This window comes from Streptomyces sp. NPDC001532 (assembly GCF_040298625.1).
Classification (GTDB): Bacteria; Actinomycetota; Actinomycetes; order Streptomycetales; family Streptomycetaceae; genus Streptomyces.
In genome coordinates, this window is the sequence record NZ_JBEPAL010000004.1 from 16,194 (window position 1) to 35,115 (window position 18,922).

The 18,922-nt window shown below is 70.3% G+C and carries 20 protein-coding genes; 11 read left to right on the forward strand and 9 right to left on the reverse strand.

Annotated elements, in window-relative coordinates:
• The first annotated feature begins 149 nt into the window (after window positions 1–149).
• From pta to pyk, 3 genes are all read left to right on the forward strand, one after another.
• The gene (pta, locus tag ABT232_RS05735) at window positions 150–2,240 is read left to right on the forward strand and encodes a phosphate acetyltransferase (protein WP_351836363.1); all 2,091 of its coding nucleotides are present in this window, start codon (window positions 150–152) and stop codon (window positions 2,238–2,240) included.
• A complete protein-coding gene (locus tag ABT232_RS05740; RefSeq protein ID WP_351836366.1) occupies window positions 2,237–3,454 on the forward strand; it encodes an acetate kinase in 1,218 nt (405 codons plus the stop codon). The genes pta and ABT232_RS05740 overlap by 4 nt, the downstream gene beginning before the upstream one ends.
• Window positions 3,455–3,527: 73 nt before the next feature.
• Window positions 3,528–4,958 (forward strand): pyruvate kinase, encoded by a 1,431-nt coding sequence (gene pyk, locus ABT232_RS05745; protein WP_351836368.1) that lies wholly within the window; start codon window positions 3,528–3,530, stop codon window positions 4,956–4,958.
• A 94-nt stretch (window positions 4,959–5,052) separates the two neighbouring features.
• Here the strand turns inward: pyk and ABT232_RS05750 are convergent, their stop codons facing one another.
• The 4 genes from ABT232_RS05750 to ABT232_RS05765 form a co-directional block, all read right to left on the reverse strand.
• Window positions 5,053–6,399, reverse strand: coding sequence for an ICP22 family protein (locus ABT232_RS05750; protein ID WP_351836370.1), 1,347 nt, complete (start codon window positions 6,397–6,399; stop codon window positions 5,053–5,055).
• On the reverse strand, window positions 6,389–6,961 hold the full coding sequence (locus ABT232_RS05755) for a DUF6114 domain-containing protein (protein WP_351836373.1): 573 nt from the start codon (window positions 6,959–6,961) through the stop codon (window positions 6,389–6,391). The genes ABT232_RS05750 and ABT232_RS05755 overlap by 11 nt, the downstream gene beginning before the upstream one ends.
• 111 nt (window positions 6,962–7,072) lie before the next feature.
• Window positions 7,073–7,708 carry a DUF6230 family protein gene (locus tag ABT232_RS05760; protein ID WP_351836375.1) on the reverse strand — a complete coding sequence of 212 codons (636 nt, stop codon included), beginning with the start codon at window positions 7,706–7,708 and terminating at the stop codon, window positions 7,073–7,075.
• A 592-nt stretch (window positions 7,709–8,300) separates the two neighbouring features.
• Window positions 8,301–9,272, reverse strand: coding sequence for a tetratricopeptide repeat protein (locus ABT232_RS05765; protein WP_351836378.1), 972 nt, complete (start codon window positions 9,270–9,272; stop codon window positions 8,301–8,303).
• Window positions 9,273–9,499: 227 nt separating this feature from the next.
• Here ABT232_RS05765 and ABT232_RS05770 point away from each other — a divergent pair, with 227 nt between their 5' ends.
• Window positions 9,500–10,114: a TetR/AcrR family transcriptional regulator gene (locus ABT232_RS05770; RefSeq protein ID WP_351836379.1), complete on the forward strand. Its 615-nt coding sequence runs from the start codon at window positions 9,500–9,502 to the stop codon at window positions 10,112–10,114.
• A 63-nt stretch (window positions 10,115–10,177) separates the two neighbouring features.
• Here ABT232_RS05770 and icmA read toward each other — a convergent pair whose 3' ends face one another.
• On the reverse strand, window positions 10,178–11,878 hold the full coding sequence (icmA, locus tag ABT232_RS05775; RefSeq protein WP_351836382.1) for a coenzyme B12-dependent isobutyryl-CoA mutase large subunit: 1,701 nt from the start codon (window positions 11,876–11,878) through the stop codon (window positions 10,178–10,180).
• A gap of 136 nt (window positions 11,879–12,014) precedes the next feature.
• On the opposite strand from icmA, the gene ABT232_RS05780 reads away from it, so the two are divergent.
• Window positions 12,015–12,356: a DUF3817 domain-containing protein gene (locus ABT232_RS05780; RefSeq protein ID WP_351836385.1), complete on the forward strand. Its 342-nt coding sequence runs from the start codon at window positions 12,015–12,017 to the stop codon at window positions 12,354–12,356.
• Window positions 12,357–12,392: 36 nt separating this feature from the next.
• Here ABT232_RS05780 and ABT232_RS05785 read toward each other — a convergent pair whose 3' ends face one another.
• Both ABT232_RS05785 and ABT232_RS05790 read right to left on the reverse strand, forming a co-directional pair.
• A complete protein-coding gene (locus tag ABT232_RS05785) occupies window positions 12,393–12,863 on the reverse strand; it encodes a hypothetical protein (protein WP_351836388.1) in 471 nt (156 codons plus the stop codon).
• A gap of 167 nt (window positions 12,864–13,030) precedes the next feature.
• Window positions 13,031–13,540: a MarR family winged helix-turn-helix transcriptional regulator gene (locus ABT232_RS05790; RefSeq protein WP_351836391.1), complete on the reverse strand. Its 510-nt coding sequence runs from the start codon at window positions 13,538–13,540 to the stop codon at window positions 13,031–13,033.
• Between the two features lie 175 nt (window positions 13,541–13,715).
• Here ABT232_RS05790 and ABT232_RS05795 point away from each other — a divergent pair, with 175 nt between their 5' ends.
• The 3 genes from ABT232_RS05795 to ABT232_RS05805 are packed head-to-tail and all read left to right on the forward strand — an operon-like array spanning window position 13,716 to window position 15,792.
• The gene (locus ABT232_RS05795) at window positions 13,716–14,468 is read left to right on the forward strand and encodes a hypothetical protein (protein WP_351836393.1); all 753 of its coding nucleotides are present in this window, start codon (window positions 13,716–13,718) and stop codon (window positions 14,466–14,468) included.
• Complete coding sequence (locus tag ABT232_RS05800) at window positions 14,465–15,145, forward strand: DUF4166 domain-containing protein (RefSeq protein WP_351836396.1); 681 nt, start codon at window positions 14,465–14,467, stop codon at window positions 15,143–15,145. The genes ABT232_RS05795 and ABT232_RS05800 overlap by 4 nt, the downstream gene beginning before the upstream one ends.
• Window positions 15,142–15,792: a TetR/AcrR family transcriptional regulator gene (locus tag ABT232_RS05805; protein ID WP_351836398.1), complete on the forward strand. Its 651-nt coding sequence runs from the start codon at window positions 15,142–15,144 to the stop codon at window positions 15,790–15,792. The genes ABT232_RS05800 and ABT232_RS05805 overlap by 4 nt, the downstream gene beginning before the upstream one ends.
• A 104-nt stretch (window positions 15,793–15,896) precedes the next feature.
• On the opposite strand, the gene ABT232_RS05810 is transcribed toward ABT232_RS05805, so the two are convergent.
• Window positions 15,897–16,190 carry an MTH1187 family thiamine-binding protein gene (locus ABT232_RS05810; protein WP_351836401.1) on the reverse strand — a complete coding sequence of 98 codons (294 nt, stop codon included), beginning with the start codon at window positions 16,188–16,190 and terminating at the stop codon, window positions 15,897–15,899.
• Window positions 16,187–16,540 carry a DUF3817 domain-containing protein gene (locus ABT232_RS05815; protein ID WP_351836404.1) on the reverse strand — a complete coding sequence of 118 codons (354 nt, stop codon included), beginning with the start codon at window positions 16,538–16,540 and terminating at the stop codon, window positions 16,187–16,189. Before ABT232_RS05815 ends, ABT232_RS05810 begins: the two co-directional genes overlap by 4 nt.
• 228 nt (window positions 16,541–16,768) lie before the next feature.
• Here ABT232_RS05815 and ABT232_RS05820 point away from each other — a divergent pair, with 228 nt between their 5' ends.
• Genes ABT232_RS05820 through ABT232_RS05830 form a run of 3 tightly spaced genes read left to right on the forward strand, consistent with a single transcriptional unit; the run spans window position 16,769 to window position 18,845 of the window.
• Window positions 16,769–17,401 (forward strand): AIM24 family protein, encoded by a 633-nt coding sequence (locus tag ABT232_RS05820; RefSeq protein ID WP_351836904.1) that lies wholly within the window; start codon window positions 16,769–16,771, stop codon window positions 17,399–17,401.
• Window positions 17,401–18,051 (forward strand): AIM24 family protein, encoded by a 651-nt coding sequence (locus ABT232_RS05825; protein WP_351836406.1) that lies wholly within the window; start codon window positions 17,401–17,403, stop codon window positions 18,049–18,051. The genes ABT232_RS05820 and ABT232_RS05825 overlap by 1 nt, the downstream gene beginning before the upstream one ends.
• Window positions 18,048–18,845 (forward strand): AIM24 family protein, encoded by a 798-nt coding sequence (locus ABT232_RS05830; protein ID WP_351836409.1) that lies wholly within the window; start codon window positions 18,048–18,050, stop codon window positions 18,843–18,845. Before ABT232_RS05825 ends, ABT232_RS05830 begins: the two co-directional genes overlap by 4 nt.
• Window positions 18,846–18,922: the final 77 nt, after the last annotated feature.

Below are 18,922 nucleotides of genomic sequence, written 5' to 3' on the forward strand. Positions count from 1 at the left end.
CACTACCGATTGTTCCACGTCCCACACCCCGCCGCGGCGCACCACTCTTGACGGGCGCCTTATCCAGCGCCGGGGGTATTGTCAAGAGGGTTCTGCTCACCTCGGTGGGCGATTTTTGTAGGCCACCCGAGACGAAACGGAGAGCACGCGTGACGCGCAGCGTGTACGTGACCGGTATCGACCGCGGCGACGGCCGCCAGGTCGTCGAGCTGGGGGTCATGGAACTCCTGACCCGCCAGGTCGACCGGGTGGGCGTCTTCCGTCCCCTCGTCCACGACGGGCCCGACCGCCTCTTCGAGCTGCTGCGCGCCCGCTACCGGCTGTCCCAGGACCCGGCGACCGTCTACGGTCTGGACCACCAGGAGGCCTCCGCGCTCCAGGCCGAACGCGGCACCGACGAGCTGGTCTCCACCCTCGTCAACCGCTTCCACCTGGTCGCCCGCGACTACGACGTCGTCCTGGTCCTCGGCACCGACTTCGCCGACACCCAGTTCCCCGACGAGCTGTCCCTCAACGCCCGGCTCGCCAACGAGTTCGCCGCGTCCGTGATCCCGGTGGTCGGCGGCCGCAAGCAGACCGCGGAGTCGGTGCTCGCCGAGACCCGCAACGCCTACCGCGCCTATGACGGCCTGGGCTGCGACGTCCTCGCCATGGTCACCAACCGGGTCGCGCGCGAGGACCGCGACGAGATCGCCGAGCGGCTCGCCGACCGGCTCCCGGTGCCCTGCTTCGTGGTGCCCGACGAGCCCGCCCTGTCCGCGCCGACCGTCTCCCAGATCGCCCACACGCTCGGCGCGAAGGTGCTGCTCGGCGACGACTCGGGACTCGCCAGGGACGCGCTGAACTTCGTCTTCGGCGGCGCCATGCTGCCGAACTTCCTGGGCGCCCTGACCCCGGGCTGCCTGGTGGTGACCCCCGGCGACCGGGCCGACCTGGTGGTGGGCTCGCTGGCCGCGCACAGCGCCGGCACCCCGCCGATAGCCGGCGTCCTGCTCACCCTGAACGAGGTGCCGAACGACGACGTCCTCACCCTCGCCGCCCGCCTCGCCCCCGGCACCCCGGTGCTCTCGGTGTCCGGCAACAGCTTCCCCACCGCCGAGCAGCTGTTCTCCCTGGAGGGCAAGCTCAACGCGGCCACCCCGCGCAAGGCGGAGACCGCGCTCGGCCTCTTCGAGCGGTACGTCGACACCGGCGACCTGCTCAAGCGGGTGTCCGCGCCGAGCAGCGACCGGGTCACGCCGATGATGTTCGAGCACAAATTGCTGGAGCAGGCTCGCGCCGACCGCCGCCGGGTGGTGCTGCCGGAGGGCACCGAGGAGCGGGTGCTGCACGCCGCCGAGGTGCTGCTGCGCCGGGGCGTCTGCGAGCTGACGCTGCTCGGCCCCGAGGACCGCATCCGCAAGAAGGCCGCCGACCTCGGCATCGACCTCGGCGACACCCAGCTGATCGACCCGGCCACCTCCGAGCTGCGGGACGCCTTCGCCGAGCAGTACGCGGCGCTGCGCGCCCACCGGGGCGTCACCGTGGAGCTGGCCTACGACGTCGTCTCCGACGTGAACTACTTCGGCACGCTGATGGTGCAGGAAGGGCTGGCCGACGGCATGGTGTCCGGCTCGGTGCACTCCACCGCCGCGACCATCCGCCCGGCCTTCGAGATCATCAAGACCAAGCCGGAGGCGAGCATCGTCTCCTCGGTCTTCTTCATGTGCCTCGCCGACAAGGTCCTCGTCTACGGCGACTGCGCGGTCAACCCGGACCCCGACGCCGAGCAGCTGGCCGACATCGCCGTGCAGTCGGCGACCACGGCCGCCCGGTTCGGGGTGGAGCCGCGGATCGCGATGCTGTCGTACTCCACCGGCACCTCCGGCTCCGGCGCCGACGTGGACAAGGTGCGCGAGGCCACCGAGCTGGTCCGCGCCCGCCGGCCCGATCTGAGGATCGAGGGGCCGATCCAGTACGACGCCGCCGTCGAGCCCTCGGTCGCCGCGACCAAGCTGCCCGGCTCCGAGGTGGCCGGCCAGGCCAGCGTGCTGATCTTCCCGGACCTCAACACCGGCAACAACACCTACAAGGCCGTGCAGCGCTCGGCCGGCGCGATCGCCGTCGGCCCGGTGCTCCAGGGTCTGCGCAAGCCCGTCAACGACCTGTCCCGGGGCGCGCTCGTCCAGGACATCGTCAACACCGTCGCCATCACGGCGATCCAGGCCCAGTCCCCGACCGAGAAGGCGTCCGACCAGTGAGCTCGACCCGTGTCCTCGTCCTCAACTCCGGCTCCTCGTCGGTGAAGTACCAGCTGCTCGACATGAGCGACAGCAGCCGGCTGGCGGTGGGGCTCGTCGAGCGCATCGGTGAGGAGACCTCCCGGATCAGGCACACCCTGGTCGCCGCCGACGAGACCCATGAGTGGACCGAGCCGATCCGCGACCACGAGGCCGCCCTGAAGGCCGTCTCCGAGCGGCTGGCCGAGGACGGCCTCGGCCTGGACTCGCCCGAACTGGCCGCGATCGGCCACCGGGTGGTGCACGGCGGCAAGCACTTCACCGAGCCGACCGTCATCGACGACACCGTGCTCGCCGAGATCGAGCGGCTGATCCCGGTGGCGCCGCTGCACAACCCGGCGAACCTCACCGGCATCCGCACCGCGCGGGCGCTGCGGCCGGACCTGCCTCAGGTCGCCGTGTTCGACACCGCGTTCCACACCACGATGCCGGAGTCGGCCGCCCGCTACGCGATCGACGTCAAGACGGCCGACGAGCACCGCATCCGCCGCTACGGCTTCCACGGCACCTCGCACGCCTATGTCTCGCGCGCGACCGCGAAGCTGCTGGGCAGGGCGCCGGAGGAGGTGAACGTGATCGTGCTGCACCTGGGCAACGGGGCGTCCGCCTCGGCGGTGCGCGGCGGCCGCTGCGTGGACACCTCCATGGGACTGACGCCTTTGGAGGGGCTGGTGATGGGTACCCGCTCCGGCGACATGGATCCGGCCGTCATCTTCCATTTGATGCGTGTCGGCGGAATGTCCACCGACGAGATCGACACTCTTCTCAACAAGAAGAGCGGCTTGATCGGACTGTGCGGTGACAACGACATGCGGGAGATCCGCCGACGGGTGGATGAAGGTGACGAACAGGCGCAACTCGCCTTCGACATCTACATTCACCGGCTGAAGAAGTACATCGGCGCTTATTACGCCGTGCTCGGCAGGGTGGACGCGGTGGCCTTCACCGCCGGCGTCGGCGAGAACGCGGCGCCCGTGCGGGAGGCGGCCGTGGCGGGCCTGGAGGAGCTGGGACTGGCGGTCGACGGCGAGCTGAACGCCGTACGCGGAAGCGAACCGCGGCTGATCTCGCCCGAGTACGCGCGGGTCGCAGTTGCCGTAGTACCGACCGACGAGGAACTGGAGATTGCGACTCAGACGTACGCGCTGGTTAATGGCTCATCGAATCTCACTTGAGCGGCATCCCGCCCTTTTGTATTTTCCGCCAGCCGGAATATTCCGCAGCGAAACAAACCGATAGGATCGCCCCATGCGCCGTTCGAAAATCGTCTGTACTCTCGGCCCCGCGGTCGACTCCCACGAGCAACTGGTCGCCCTGATCGAAGCCGGCATGAACGTGGCCCGCTTCAACTTCAGCCACGGCACCCACGCCGAGCACCAGGGGCGGTACGACCGCGTCCGGGCCGCCGGCAAGGAGACCGGCAGGGCCATCGGTGTGCTCGCCGACCTCCAGGGCCCGAAGATCCGGCTGGCGACCTTCGCCGAGGGGCCGGTCGAGCTGGTGCGTGGTGACGAGTTCACCATCACCACCGAGGACGTCCCGGGTGACAAGACGATCTGCGGCACGACCTACAAGGGTCTGCCCGGCGACGTCGCGCGCGGCGACCAGATCCTGATCAACGACGGCAACGTCGAGCTGAAGGTCCTGGACGTCGAGGGCCCGCGGGTGAGGACGATCGTCATCGAGGGCGGTGTCATCTCCGACCACAAGGGCATCAACCTGCCCGGCGCGGCCGTCAACGTGCCCGCGCTGTCCGAGAAGGACATCGAGGACCTGCGGTTCGCGCTGCGCATGGGCTGCGACCTGGTCGCGCTGTCGTTCGTCCGGGACGCCAAGGACGTCGCCGACGTCCACCGGGTCATGGACGAGGAGGGCCGCCGCGTCCCCGTCATCGCCAAGGTGGAGAAGCCGCAGGCGGTCGACAACATGGAGGACGTCGTGATGGCGTTCGACGGTGTGATGGTCGCGCGCGGCGACCTGGCCGTCGAGTACCCCCTCGAGAAGGTCCCGATGGTGCAGAAGCGGCTCATCGAGCTGTGCCGCCGCAACGCCAAGCCGGTGATCGTGGCGACCCAGATGATGGAGTCGATGATCACCAACTCCCGTCCGACCCGCGCCGAGGCCTCCGACGTGGCCAACGCGATCCTGGACGGCGCCGACGCGGTCATGCTCTCCGCCGAGTCCAGCGTGGGCGCGTACCCGATCGAGACCGTCAAGACGATGTCGAAGATCGTCCAGGCTGCCGAGGAGGAGCTGCTGTCCAAGGGCCTCCAGCCGCTGGTGCCGGGCAAGAAGCCGCGGACGCAGGGTGGTTCGGTGGCCCGCGCGGCCTGCGAGATCGCCGACTTCCTCGGCGGCCGCGGCCTGGTCGCCTTCACCAAGTCCGGTGACACCGCCCGCCGGCTCTCGCGCTACCGCGCCTCCCAGCCGATCGTGGCGTTCACCACCGAGGAGTCCACCCGCAACCAGCTGGCGCTCAGCTGGGGCGTGGAGCCCTACGTCGTGCCGTTCGTGAACAGCACCGACGAGATGGTCGACCTGGTGGACCAGGAGGTCATGAAGCTCAAGCGCTTCAACCCGGGCGACATCATGGTCATCACCGCCGGCTCGCCCCCCGGCGTCCCCGGCACCACCAACATGGTCCGGGTGCACCACCTGGGCGAGGGCGACCGCGACTGACGCGCCGCCGTCCGGTACGACACCGAGGGCGCCCCCTGCGACAGGGGGCGCCCTCGGTGCTTTCGCGGCTCCCGGACGGGACTGTGGGGGCTGTTCAGTCGGTGATGTACTGATGCAGCCCGGGGACGTGCAGGGTGCCGCCGAACTGGCCGGCCTGCACCACCTTCACCTTGGTGAAGTAGATCAGCGGGATGTCCAGCGGCGGCGGGTGCCCCGGGTCGAACGTGATCGGTATCAGACCGAGCAGGTTGCCGGAGATGCTCTCGGTGTACATCACCGTGTCGCCGTCGGTGATGGTCGACGTCGAGCCCTTGGCGGCCTGCACGTGGTACGTCTTGCCGGTCAGCTCGTCCTTCACCGTCTGGTGCAGGTCGCCGATGTCGGTGCCGTTGGATATGACGTACTTCAGCACCTTCTTGACCGTGCCGTTGGCGGTCCGCACCTCGACGATGCCCTTGTACGAGGCGCCCTTCAGCGTCAGCGAACTGGCGTCCAGGTACCACGGGTCGTCGGGCAGCGGAACCGGGTTGTCGACCCCGCCCTCCGCGTCCGTGGCGACCGGGCAGTCGTCGACGTCGGTGGTGGCGCTCGCCGACGGCGAGGGAGTGGCCGTGGCCTCCGGGGCCTCGGTCGCCTCCTGCGTCGCCTCGGGAAGCGCGTCCCCGGCGCCCGCCTCGGTGTCCTCCACCGCGTCGGTGACCTCGTCGGTGGTCTCCTCGACCGGGTCCTCGCCGCCGGTGTCACCGCTCGCCGGGTCACCGCCCTGGCTCGCGCTCGGGCTCGGGGTGGCCGAGGCGGACGGGGACGGCGTGGGGCTCGGACTCTCCTCGGCGCCGCCGCCGGTGATGCCGTCGACGACTCCGTCGACCACACCGGTGACCGTGTCGCCGATGGTCTCCAGCACGCCCTTCTGCGTCTCGGACGGCGAGGGCGCGGGCGTCGCCGCGCTCTCGGGCGCCTTGGTCGCACTCCCCTCGGCGGAGGCGGACGGCGCGGGTGCGGGCTCGTCGGCGGAACCTGAATCCGCCGAAGAGTCCTCACCCGAGGAGCCTTCCTCCGCGTCCGGGGAGCCGTCCCCGGACGTCGCCGACGGGGTCGGCTCGGCGCCGCCGTCCGACGCGTCCTCGCTCGCCGAGGCGGACGGGGACGGCGTGGCCGTGGCGGTCTCGCCGTTCTCGGCGCCTTCCAGGGCCGCGACGCAGTCCTTGTACTCGTCGGCCGTCAGACTGCGCGACGCCGGCTGGTCCTCGGCGAGGGCGAGCTTCGGCGTGAACCCCATCCCCATCAGGACCGCGGTCGGCATCGCCGCGAGGGCTATGGCCTTTCCGGCAGGCATGTGGAGCCTGGTGAACAGCGGCTTCTTGGGTGCCGCGTGGCGCGGCCCGGTTCTCACACGGGACTCGTCCACATCAGCCCCGTGGGTCACCTCGTCAGCCGGCACTGTGCCTCCCGTTCGCCTCGTTGCCGGGGCTCGTTCCTGACAGATCGTCGGTTGCACCCACCGTGTCCGTGACCGGGCCGGGGGACGGGTCGTGGGCGACCGCGCCCTCGGGGGCGGTGCCGGCTGCCTCGAAGTCCGTCTTACGCGGCGCCGGCGGCGCGTCCTCGGCCCAGGAGACGGCCATCGCGCCGCCGATGAGGGCGAACAGGAAGCCGATGAGGAAGCCGCCGAGGTTGGAGACGGGGATGGACACCAGCGCCAGCAGGATCGCCGCCACACCCGCGAAGACCCGCACGTGCTTCTGGAACCAGAGGCTGACGCCCAGGACGACGAGGAGCACGCCGATGATCAGGGACCCGGCACCCGCGGTGGTGGCCATCGCCAGCGTCAGATGGCCGAGCCGGAGGTTCGCGTACGGGAAGTAGGCGATGGGGAGTCCGCCGAGCATGACGAACAGACCGGCCCAGAACGGCCGGGTGCCCCGCCAGGCGCGGAAGTTCCGCCGAAAGACCCGGAGGTAGTGCTCGTCGTGGCCGGGTGCGGCAGGAGTCTCGGCGCTCATGGAAAACAGCTCCCTGGAACGGCGTTGCCGTGGTGAGTGGTACTGCGTAGTGCAGAGTTGGAGAGTGGACGGGCGGGGGTGCCGGCGGCGCCCCCGCCCGTCAGCGAGTGCTTAGTAGCACTCCTTGACACCCGTCGACAGCGACATCTTCAGGCCGCTGAGCTTGAAGGTGCCGGCGGTGGTCGCCCACGCCGTCTGCTTCACGTCCGTCAGGGTGACCGAGTCGGCCTGCTGCGCGAAGCCGTACGGGTTCGACTGCTCCTTGCCGCCCTTCATGCCCGGACCCTTGGCGGCGTCCTTGGCGGCCACACCGATGTCGATGCCACGGAAGACGGCGTCGCCTTCCAGCTCGGCGACGTCGATGTACAGGTTCTCGGCCTTGACCGGGGTGTCACCCTGGCCCGCCCGCAGAATCAGGCTGACGTTGCCGAGCACCGGGATGTTCGGCGTGACGACCGACTGACACATGTTCTTGATGGTCGCGGACTTGAACGCCGAGACGGCGACGGGGTGAACCGTCTTCTTGCCGTCGAGCGTGTAGCCCTCGTCGAGAGCGCCGTACTGCACGAAGCCCGTGCCGTCGAGCTGCTCGGTCGTCACCTTGAAAGACTGTCCGGAAACGCTGAACGACGCGGCGAGAGCACCCTGCGCGAGGGCGACGCCTATCGCAGCCGTGGCGGCCACGCTGGGCACCATGACCACGGCGAACCGCTTCCATCTGGTCCCGCCACGCACCTGGGACTCCATATTTCCTCCTTCTCGGACGTACATCTCCTGACCTGACTGGCCCCCGGATCGGCGGCTCAGCCGGGCAGGGATGGGAGAAGTGCTACGTCCTCGGGAAGGAGAGCGCCCGCGCTCGGCGGCGCGTACCGCGCCCGAATCACCGGCGATCACCCCCGAGCGACAACCACTGGTCGCGCCTGACACGCATCACGCACAACCCTGCCGGACAGGCTTCGCCTACCGGCGAAGACCCCCCTGCCCAAGAGCCGACGGCACCGCCGTCGGGCTCTGCTCGGTGGGGACCCAGGAAATCCCTTGACCCGACCGGCTGTCGGGGTGCGGGAATGGACCGAGCGTCGCCGATCGTGGTGCATTCTCGCCGCCCGCACAAGGGGGTTCGTTACTCGCTAGTAACGGCCGGATAACCGAACAACGACCCCCCGGTCTCGCTCGGCGACACTGGGTGGCCTCGACGGGGGTGACAAAGAAGGAAAGTCGGGACGGAACCCGACAGAAGAAGGCCTGCGACTTACTGGCAGTAACAGCGGCCGCGATTACCAAGATTTGGTAAAGCGCGGCCGCTCAGGTGCTGCCTCGGCGGCTTTCGCCACTCTTAGAACAGGGCGCGCGCCAACGCCCTGCGGGCCGCGGTCACCCGCGGATCGTCGGCCCCGACCACCTCGAACAGCTCCAGCAGCCGCAGCCGTACGGTGTCCCGGTCGTCGCCGAAGGTGCGGCCGACGGTGTCGATGAGCCGTCCGAACGCGTCCTCGACATGACCGCCGACGAGGTCCAGGTCGGCCGCGGCGATCTGCGCCTGCACGTCGGCCGGCTTCTCCGCGGCGTCCTTGCGGACCTGCTGCGGGTCCAGGCCCTGCACCCGCTGGAGCAACTCGGCCTGCGACAGACCGAGTTTCGCCTCCGGGTTGGCCGGGTCGTCGGCCAGCACGTTCTTGTACGCCTGGACGGCCCCGCCCAGGTCACCGGCGTCCAGCGCCCGCGCGGCGGCGTTCAGCGTCGCCTCGTGCGGGCCCACCGGCTGGACGGGCGCCTCGGCGGCGCCCGGCTCGGCCTCCGGGTCGACGGTGAGGCCGGTCAGACCGAAGCGCTGCTCGGCGACGGCGACCAGCTGGTCGAGGGTCTCGCGGATCTGCGCCTCGCCCGCCGCGCCCTGGAAGAGCGGCAGCGCCTGCCCCGCGACGACCGCGAAGACGGCCGGGATCCCCTGGATCCCGAACTGCTGCATCAGCATCTGGTTGGCGTCGACGTCGATCTTGGCGAGCAGGAAGCGCCCGTCGTACTCGACGGCCAGCCGCTCCAGGACCGGGCTCAGCTGCTTGCAGGGCTGGCACCACTCGGCCCAGAAGTCGATGACGACCGGGACTTCGGTGGAGCGCTGGAGGACGTCGCGTTCGAAGGTGGCCTCGTCGACGTCGATGACGAGATCGGCCGGGGAGACGGCCCCGCCCCCGCCCTGGCGGGCCGCTTGGGCGCGCGCCTGCTCGGCCTTGGCCTTGGCCTCTTGGGCCGCCTTGACCGCGGCGAGGTCGACGACGCCGCTCATGGACATGTTCCGTGGCTGCATGCGTCTATCCTCCCCCGTTCGCGCGCGTCTGTGAAAAACGATGTGAAAGCCGGCGCCGGGTCCCCACCCCACGCCCAGTGGTCGTCGCTCAGGTGTGCCGCGCACACGCTTTCGCTACGAGTCGTAGCGTAATACCGCCGAGGGCCCGGCCGTGACCACGCGTCGGTGATCTCCCTCACTGCGCGGGCGTACGGACCGTCCGGAAAGTGCCGGATATGGTCGGGGCCATGCAGAGCCGCACCACCGCCGGACGGGCCGGACGCCCGCGCAGCGCCACCGCCGACGCCGCGATCCTGGCCGCGACCCGGGCGGCGCTGGTCGAACTGGGCTGGTCGAAACTGACCCTCGGCGACGTGGCGACCCGCGCCGGGGTGGCGAAGACGACGCTGTACCGCCGCTGGGCGGGCAAGAACGAACTGGTCGTCGACGCGGTGGCCGAACTCTTCGACGAGATGCGGTTGCCCGACCGCGGCACGCTCGCCGCCGACATCGAGGGCGTGGTCCTGCAGTTCGCGGCGATCCTGGCCCGGCCGGAGGCGAAGAGCGGTCTGATGGCGGTGGTCGCCGAGTCCACCCGCGACGACGCCCTGCGCCGACGCATCCGCGACTCCATCGTCGACCGCCAGAAGCGCCTGGTCCTGGAGGGCCGCGCACGCGCCCAGGAACGCGGCGAGCTGCCTTCCGAGACGGATCCCGAGGAGGCAGCTCGTACCGCCGACCTCATCTTCGACGTGGTGGCGGGCGCGGTGGTGCACCGCGAACTGGTGAGCGCGGAGCCTGTGGACGAGCAGTGGGTCCAGGGCCTCACCCGCCTGCTCCTGCTGGGCTGGGCCGCGGTCTGACACCGCCTCACGCGCCGGGCGCCGCGCGACGGCCGCGCGGCGCCGGCGAACGGCCGGGCCGGCTCAGAATCCCGCCGGTTCCGTGTACACCCCCCACTCGTCCCGCAGCACCCCGCAGATCTCGCCGAGGGTGGCCTCCGCGCGGACGGCCCGCAGCATCGGCTCGATCATGTTGGAGCCGTCGCGCGCCGCGGCCAGCATGCCGTCGAGCGCGGAGCGCACCGCGGCCTCGTCCCGCTCGCCGCGCCGCGATCCGAGCGCGCGGACCTGCTCCCGCTCCACCTCGTGGCTGACCCGCAGGATCTCCAGGTCGCCGGTGACCGAGCCGTGGTGCGCGTTGACGCCCACCACCCTCTTGTCACCTTTCTCCAACGCCTGCTGGTACCGGAACGCCGACTCGGCGATCTCGCCGGTGAACCAGCCGTCCTCGATGCCCCGCAGGATTCCGGACGTGATCGGCCCGATCGGGTGCTGCCCGTCCGGGTGGGCCCGCAGTCCGCGCTCCCGTATCTGCTCGAAGATCTTCTCCGCGTCCGCCTCGATCCGGTCCGTCAGCTGCTCGACGTACCACGAACCGCCCAGCGGATCGGCGACGTTGGCGACGCCGGTCTCCTCCATCAGCACCTGCTGGGTGCGCAGCGCGATCTCCGCGGCCTGCTCGCTCGGCAGCGCCAGCGTCTCGTCGAGCGCGTTGGTGTGCAGCGAGTTGGTCCCGCCGAGCACCGCCGCCAGCGCCTCCACCGCGGTACGCACCACGTTGTTGTACGGCTGCTGCGCGGTCAGCGAGACGCCGGCGGTCTGCGTGTGGAACCGCAGCCACTGCGCCTTCTCGCTCCTGGCCCCGTACACGTCCCGCATCCAGCGCGCCCAGATCCGGCGCGCCGCGCGGAACTTGGCGATCTCCTCGAAGAAGTCGACGTGCGCGTCGAAGAAGAAGGACAGGCCGGGTGCGAACACGTCGACGTCCAGCCCGCGGCTCAGCCCCAGCTCCACGTAACCGAACCCGTCGGCCAGGGTGTAGGCCAGCTCCTGCGCGGCCGTCGCGCCGGCCTCGCGGATGTGGTAGCCGGAGACGGACAGCGGCTTGTACGCGGGGATGCGCTCGACGCAGTACTCCATCAGGTCGCCGATGAGCCGCAGATGGGGTTCGGGCTGGAACAGCCACTCCTTCTGCGCGATGTACTCCTTGAAGATGTCCGTCTGGAGTGTGCCGTTGAGCACGCCCGGATCGACACCCTGCCGCTCGGCGGCGACCAGGTACATGCAGAAGACGGGCACGGCGGGCCCGCTGATGGTCATCGACGTGGTGACGTCACCGAGCGGGATGTCCTTGAACAGGACGTCCATGTCGGCGGCTGAGTCGATCGCCACCCCGCAGTGCCCGACCTCGCCCAGCGAGCGCGGGTCGTCGGAGTCGCGGCCCATGAGGGTCGGCATGTCGAACGCCACCGAGAGTCCGCCGCCACCCGCCGCGAGGATCATCTTGTAGCGCTCGTTGGTCTGCTCGGCGTTGCCGAACCCGGCGAACTGCCGGATCGTCCAGGTGCGCCCCCGGTAGCCGGTCGGATACAGGCCCCGGGTGAAGGGGTACTCTCCCGGCCAGCCGATCCGCTCGAACCCCTCGTAGCGGTCCCCGGGCCGCGGCCCGTACACCGGCTCCACGGGATCGCCGGAGAGCGTGGTGAAGTCCGCGTCGCGCTTGCGCGCGGCGTCGTACCGGGCCTGCCAGCGTCGGCGGCCCTCCTCGATGGCGTCAGCGTCCATGCTTCGAATTTACTAGGACGTCCTAGTAAATGTCGATGGCTGACAGCCCGCGTCCCGCGATGGGTGCCGGTGACTGTGTCCACGGCCACGCGGGCCGCGGCTCGGGGGCCGGGAGGCACCGGCTACGCTCGACGCCATGAAGAAGAGCGTCCTGACCCGCTACCGGGTGATGGCCTACGTCACCGCAGTCCTGCTGATCGCTCTGACGGTCGGTGTGATCGGCAAGCGACTGCTGGACATGGACGGGTTCGACGGCTTCGTCTCCCTCGTCGGCGTCGCCCACGGCTGGCTGTACGTGCTGTACCTGATCTTCGCCTTCGATCTCGGAACGAAGGCGAAGATGCCGATGGGCCGCCTGCTGTGGGTGCTGCTGGCCGGCACCATCCCGACCGCCGCCTTCTTCGTCGAGCGCAAGCTCACCCGCGAGGTGCAGCCCCTGATCGTCGACAAGGCCGAGCCGAGCCCCGCGACGACCTGACGCCGGCACCGGCGGGCCACCGGCGCCGTCCGGATCTCACTTGGTGATGTAGTGGCACTGCGTGGCCCGCAGCTTGCCGTTCACATGGAACTTGGCGCACGCCTTGCCGTACTTCGGCAAGGTCTGCGGACGGGTCCTGCGCAACGGATCGCCCTTGCACTCGGTGTGCGTGGCCCCGCGGGACGTCCGGTACGTCTTGTTGTTCGTGTCCGCGTAGGCGAAGTCCATCCTCCAGTTGCAGAACTGCGAGAAGGTGGCCGCCAGGCCGGCGCAGTCGACGCCCGCGAACTGACTGGTGATGCGCTTGCCCGAGCCCTTGATGCTGTGGGTGAGGAAGCACCCGACCGGAACCTTGACGCCCACCCCGTGCAGGTCGTAGCTGAAGCTCCCGATGGCGGTGGTCCCGGTGGCACTGGCCTTGGCCGGTCCCGCCACACCCAGTGTCACGGCGGCGGCGAGAACCGCGGCGCTGCCGGCGGACAACACGCCACGGGCGATTTCGCGCATGCTCGACAAGGCACTTCCCCTGTTGGTCGATGAATCCGGACGCCGATCATCCGAATGTCGGTCGACCAGAGATTGCCAGGGGCACATGCGGTGCCGATGAACCGAATCGTTACGCCGACCGGCGGATCACCGCAAAGCGGTAAACACACCGCCGGTGCTGACGGCTGCTACTCCTCCTCGAAATCGCTCGCCGCCACCCGCAGCGGTCGCAGCATCGCGAAGATCTCGCCGCACTCCTCGGCGTCGTACACCCCGAGGCCGAAGTCCATCGCCATCAGGTCGCGGGTGGCGGCGTCGACCACCTCGCGGCCCTTGTCAGTGATGGAGGCGAGGGTGCCGCGGCCGTCGTTGGGGTTGGGGCGCTTGGCGACCAGGCCGGACCTGACCAGGCGGTCGACGGTGTTGGTCACGGACGTCGGGTGGACCATCAGCCGCTCGCCGATCTTGGACATCGGCAGCTCACCGGCCTTGGAGAAGGTGAGCAGCACCAGCGCCTCGTACCTTGCGAACGTCAGCCCGTAGGGCTTGACCACCGCGTCCACCTCGGCGAGCAGGATCTGGTGCGCCCGCATGATCGAGGTGATCGCGGCCATGGACGGCACGCTTCCCCAGCGCTGCTTCCAGAGTTCGTCGGCGCGGGCGATGGGGTCGAAAGGAAGACTGAGCGGCTTCGGCACGTCATCAGACCTTACCGGCCGGTCATATGCCGGTCAGCCCTGTCTCGCCTTTCGGTCCCAGGCCCTGGACATGTCTTTGCCGCACACCTCTTTGAGCGATCGCTCAAAGAGGTGTAGCGTCCCGTTCCAGGATTTTGAGCGGACGCTCAAAACACCGTCGAACGGGGGAAACACCATGGGGCTCTACATAGAGACCCGGATCCGGGCCGATCTCGACCGGCTCTGGTCCCGCACCCAGGAGCCGTCCCAGCACCAGCGCTGGGACCTGCGCTTCACCGAGATCACCCACCTCCCGCGCGCGGAGGGCGAGCCCCAGCGCTTCCGGTACGCCACCCGCCTGCTGCCCTTCCTCACCGTCGCCGGCACCGGCGTCTCGGCCGGCGAGCGGGAACGGCCCGACGGCACCCGCACCTCCGCGCTGCGCTTCTCCTCCCCGCACCCGCTCTCCCTGCTCGCCGAGGGCAGCGGCTACTGGCGGTACATCCCGGACGGCGACGGCGTCCGCTTCCTCACCGGCTACGACTACCGGCCCCGCTGGGGCGCGTTCGGCGCGCTCGCCGACCGGCTCCTGTTCCGCCCGCTGATGGGCTGGGCCACCGCCTGGTCCTTCGACCGGCTCCGCCTGTGGCTGGAGCGCGGCATCACCCCGGAACGTGCGCTGCTCAACTGGCTCGCCGAGCTGGCCGTCCGCGCGCTCGTCGTCACGGTCGCCTGCACCGGCCTCGGCCTGGGCTCCGCGCTGCGCCTGTTCGGCCCGTTCGCCGCGTCGATGGCGTACCTCTGCCCGCTGCTGCTGATCGTCGCCGTCTGCGTGGCGCTGTTCAAGCAGCCGCTGTCCGGCACCCCGGCCGCCCGCCGCTGTCTGCGCACCCCGCCCACCCACGTCCGCGCGCCCCGCCTGCTGCGCACCCTGGAGAACCCGCGATGACGTCGATCTTCCGTACGGTGATGGGCTCCGACTTCGACCGGCTCCACCCGGAGCTGCGGCGCCGCTTCTCGGTCGGCCTGGCGAGCGGCGAGGCGTGCACCGGCCGGGGCGTGATGACCCGGATCTGGCACGGGGGCGCCTTCGTCAAGCCGTTCCTCGCGCTGGGCGCCACCCGCAACATCCTTCTCCCGCGCACCGGCCGCGACGTCCCCTTCACCATCGAGAACGTTCCGTACACCGACCGCTTCGGCCGTGAGACGGTGAGCTTCGTGCGAACCTTCCGGCTGCCCGGCCGCCCCCGCCGCTTCGACGCCCAGATGGTGCTGAGCCCCAAGGGCGCCCGCGTCCTCGACTATCTCGGCACCCACCAGCACCTCGCCAGCGAGCTGCACTTGCGCGCCGAGCCCGACGGCTCGCTGCTGATCCGCTCCGGCGAGCACCGCTTCCGGGAGGGGCCGGTGGACGTCAGGGTGCCCGCGCTCGTCGGGGCGACGGCAACGGTGCGCGAGTCCTACGACGACGCCACGGGCCGGTTCCGCATCCGGGTCCGGGTCGTCAACGCCTACGCCGGCCCGCTCTTCGGCTACGAGGGCAGCTTCACGGCGACATACACCGACGTCCGAAGCTGCGGCGTCCGGCCCGGTCTGCGCCCGGTCCGCGAGGAGTCCCGCGCATGAGCCCGGAGACGGCCAAGGCGCAGGAGACCAAGACCAAGCTCCTCGAAGGCGCGCTGCGCACGCTCACCGAGCAGGGCATCGCGAAGACCTCGGCGCGCACGATCGCGGCGGCCGCCGGGGTCAACCAGGCGCTGGTCTTCTACCACTTCGGATCGGTCGACGAGCTGCTCGCGGCGGCCTGCCGGTACGGGGCGGAGCAGGTGGTCGCGCGCTACCGTCCCCGCCTGGCGGAGGTCGCGTCCCTCTCCGAGCTGCTGGCGGTGGGCCGCGCGATCCACGACGAGCAGCGGGCCGACGGCCATGTGGCGCTCCTCGGCCAGCTGCTCGCCGGCGCCCAGACCCATGCCCCGCTCGGCCCCGCGACGGCGGCGGGTCTGCGGCTGTGGATCGACGAGATCGAGCAGGTCCTGGTGCGGGTGCTGGCGGCGACGCCGTTCGCCGGGCTCACCGATCCCGCCGGGCTGGCGCGGGCGGTGGCGGCGTCCTTCGTGGGCATCGAGCTGTACGAAGGGGTCGACGCGGCCGGGGCGGGCTCGGCGCTGGACGCGCTGGAGCAGCTCGGCGCGCTGGTGGCGGCGCTGGAGGAGCTGGGCCCGGTGGCACAACGGGCCGTCCGGCACCATCTGCGCCGTACGGCCCGTCACTGAGCCCGTAGACCGAGCCCGTCAGTGGGCCCCCCTCAGTGGGCCCGTCACCGGGCCCGTCGCCCGCCACCGGGCCCGTCACCGAGGTCCGCGTGGGACCGGTCGCGCTACTCGGCGAGGTGCCGTTCGACGGTCTCCACCTTGGAGGTGAGCCCGTCCGTCACCCCGGGCCGGATGTCGGCCTTGAGGACCAGGGAGACCCGCGGCGCGCGGGCCTCCACGGCGGCCACCGCACGCCTGACGACGTCCATGACCTCGTCCCACTCGCCCTCGATCGAGGTGAACATCGCGTCGGTGCGGTGGGGCAGCCCGGAGGCGCGGACCACCCGGACGGCGTCGGCGACGTACTCCCCCACGTCCTCGCCGACGCCCAGCGGCGTCACGGAGAAGGCGACGATCATGCCTTCACGGCCCCTTCCCGCTGCTGGTGGCGGGCGCGCGAGGCGATCACCGCGTCCTCGGCCTCCCGCTTGAGCCGGCGCTCGGCGAAGAAGCCGCCGGTGGGCAGGACCGAGAGGACGAAGTACAGGGCGGCGGTGCCGAGGGACCACTTGGCGCGGTTCCAGGCGTCGGCCCAGAAGATCACGTAGAGCACGAAGAGGACGCCGTGCACGGCGCCCATCACCGGTACCGCGTTGAAGTCCGTGGTCCGCTTGAGCACGGAGCAGACGAGCAGGACGAGGAAGGAGACGGCCTCGGGGGCCGAGACCAGGCGGAGGCGGCGCAGGGCGCTGGCGGTCTTGATGTCCACGGGTCACCTTCGGGTGGGAGTCGCTGGGAAATGCGCTGAGGACGCAGCCGCTTTGTGAACGGATGCACAAGCGGGCTCCATTGTGGCAAACGGCGCCGGGAGCCCCGAGAGGGGGGCCGCCCGGGCTCAAGGCCGCCTCGGGGCGGCCTCCGGGTTCGTTCAGGGTCCGTCTCCTGCCCGGGACCCTGTCCGCGCACAGCCCCGGCGGTTACCGTCGCAGACGTGGCGATGTTCCGACTTCAGGGCAGCAAGGTGCTCGCCGTCGACATGACCGGGGACGCCGTGAGGGCGAAGAACGGCTCGATGGTCGCGTACGACGGGCAGATGGCCTTCAAGAAGCTGAGCGGCGGCGGTGAGGGCATCCGGGGGATGGTGACCCGGCGGATCACCGGGGAGCAGATGACGGTGATGGAGGTGAAGGGGCACGGGACCTGCTGGTTCGCGGACCGGGCGTCCGAGATCAACCTGGTCGGCCTGCGGGGCGACAAGCTGTACGTGGAGTCGAGCAATCTGCTCGCGACCGACGGCACGCTGCGCACCGGCACCAGCTTCACCGGGCTGCGCGGCGCCTCGCAGGGCAACGGACTGTTCACCACGACCGTCGAGGGGCACGGCCAGGCGGCGATCACCTCGGACGGGCCCGCGGTGGTGCTCCGGGTGAGCCCGCAGTACCCGCTGACCGTCGACCCGGGGGCGTACGTGGCGCACCAGGGGAGCCTGCGGCAGTCCTTCCAGTCCGGTGTGACCTTCCGCACCCTGATGGGCGAGGGCGGCGGCGAGGCATTCCAGATCCGCTTCGAGGGCGACGGGCTGGTGTACGTGCAGCCCAGCGAGCGGAACACGATCGCGGGGGATGTGTGATGACCTTCCGGGAGCTCAACCCGAAGATGGTCGAGGCGACCGTGGTGCCCGGTCAGCGGCTGTTCAGCCAGCGCGGCGCGATGCTCGCCTACCAGGGCGAGGTGTCCTTCACGCCCAACACCGCCGGCGGCCAGGGCGGGATCATGTCGATGATCGGCCGCCGGGTCGCCGACGAGGACACGCCCCTGATGACGGTGGAGGGCAGCGGCACCGTCCTGTTCGGGCACGGCGGCCATCACGTCCATGTGATCAACCTCGCCGGCGACACCCTGTACGTCGAGGCCGACCGCCTCCTGGCCTTCGAGGGCACCCTCCAGCAGGGGACGATGTTCCTGGGCTCGCAGGGCGGGGTCATGGGCATGGTGCGCGGGCAGGTCTCCGGGCAGGGGCTGTTCACCACCACGCTCAAGGGCCACGGCGCGGTCGCCGTGATGGCCCACGGCGGCGTCTTCGAGATCCCGATCTCGCCCCAGCGCCCGGTGCACGTGGACCCGCAGGCCTACGTCGCCCACCACGGCGACGTCCGCAACAAGCTGTCGACCGCGCTGGGCTGGCGGGACATGGTGGGCCGGGGCTCCGGCGAGGCGTTCCAGCTGGAGCTGAGCGGAACCGGCGCGGTGTACGTCCAGGCCTCGGAGGAGAAGCTGTGAGCACCCACGCGACGCCGGGCGGCCCGGCGGTCCTCGACCCCGCGAGCCTGCCGGCCGACGACAACGTGAATCCGTACACCTTCTGCGTGGAGCTGACGGGGACCCGGTGGTTCCTGCAGAAGGGGAAGATGATCGCCTACTACGGCTCGATCGACTTCAACGGTGTCGGGCACGGCCGGCTGGACCGGCTGGTGCGCACGTCGTTCCACTCGCCGCTGCACGCCGGCGAGTGGGTGGTGGCCGAGGGCTCGGGCAAGATGCTGCTCGCCGACCGGGCCTTCGATGTGAACTCCTTCGACCTCGAAGACGGCAATCTGACGATCCGCGCGGGCAATCTGCTCGCTTTTCAGCCAACTCTGGCCCTCAAACAGTCGATCGTGCCGGGCTTTCTCACGCTGATCGGAACCGGGAAGTTCGTGGCCGCATCTAACGGTCCGGTGGTGTTCCTGGAACCCCCGATCCGGGTGGACCCGCAGGCACTCGTCGGCTGGGCCGACTGCCCGTCACCGTGTCATCACTACGACCACGGGTATCTGACGGGCGTCCTGGGCGGTCTACGTGCGATGACGGGCCTCGGCGGGGCCTCCGGGGAGGAGCACCAGTTCGAGTTCGTGGGAGCGGGTACCGTCCTGCTCCAGTCCTCCGAGACCCTCATGCCCGAGGAGAGCACGGGGGCGATTCCGCACCAGGCCGGCGTGCCCGGCCGCGGGATGGCCGGAGGACACGGGGCGCAGACCGGGACACCGCGCCTTCCCGGACAGCTGGGAGACCTCCAGCGTCGCTTCGGGCTGTGAGCGGTAGTCTGCGGAGTGTGACATCGAACGCGTGCGCACAGTCACACCACCGAGACTAGTTCATCATTCAACTTCTT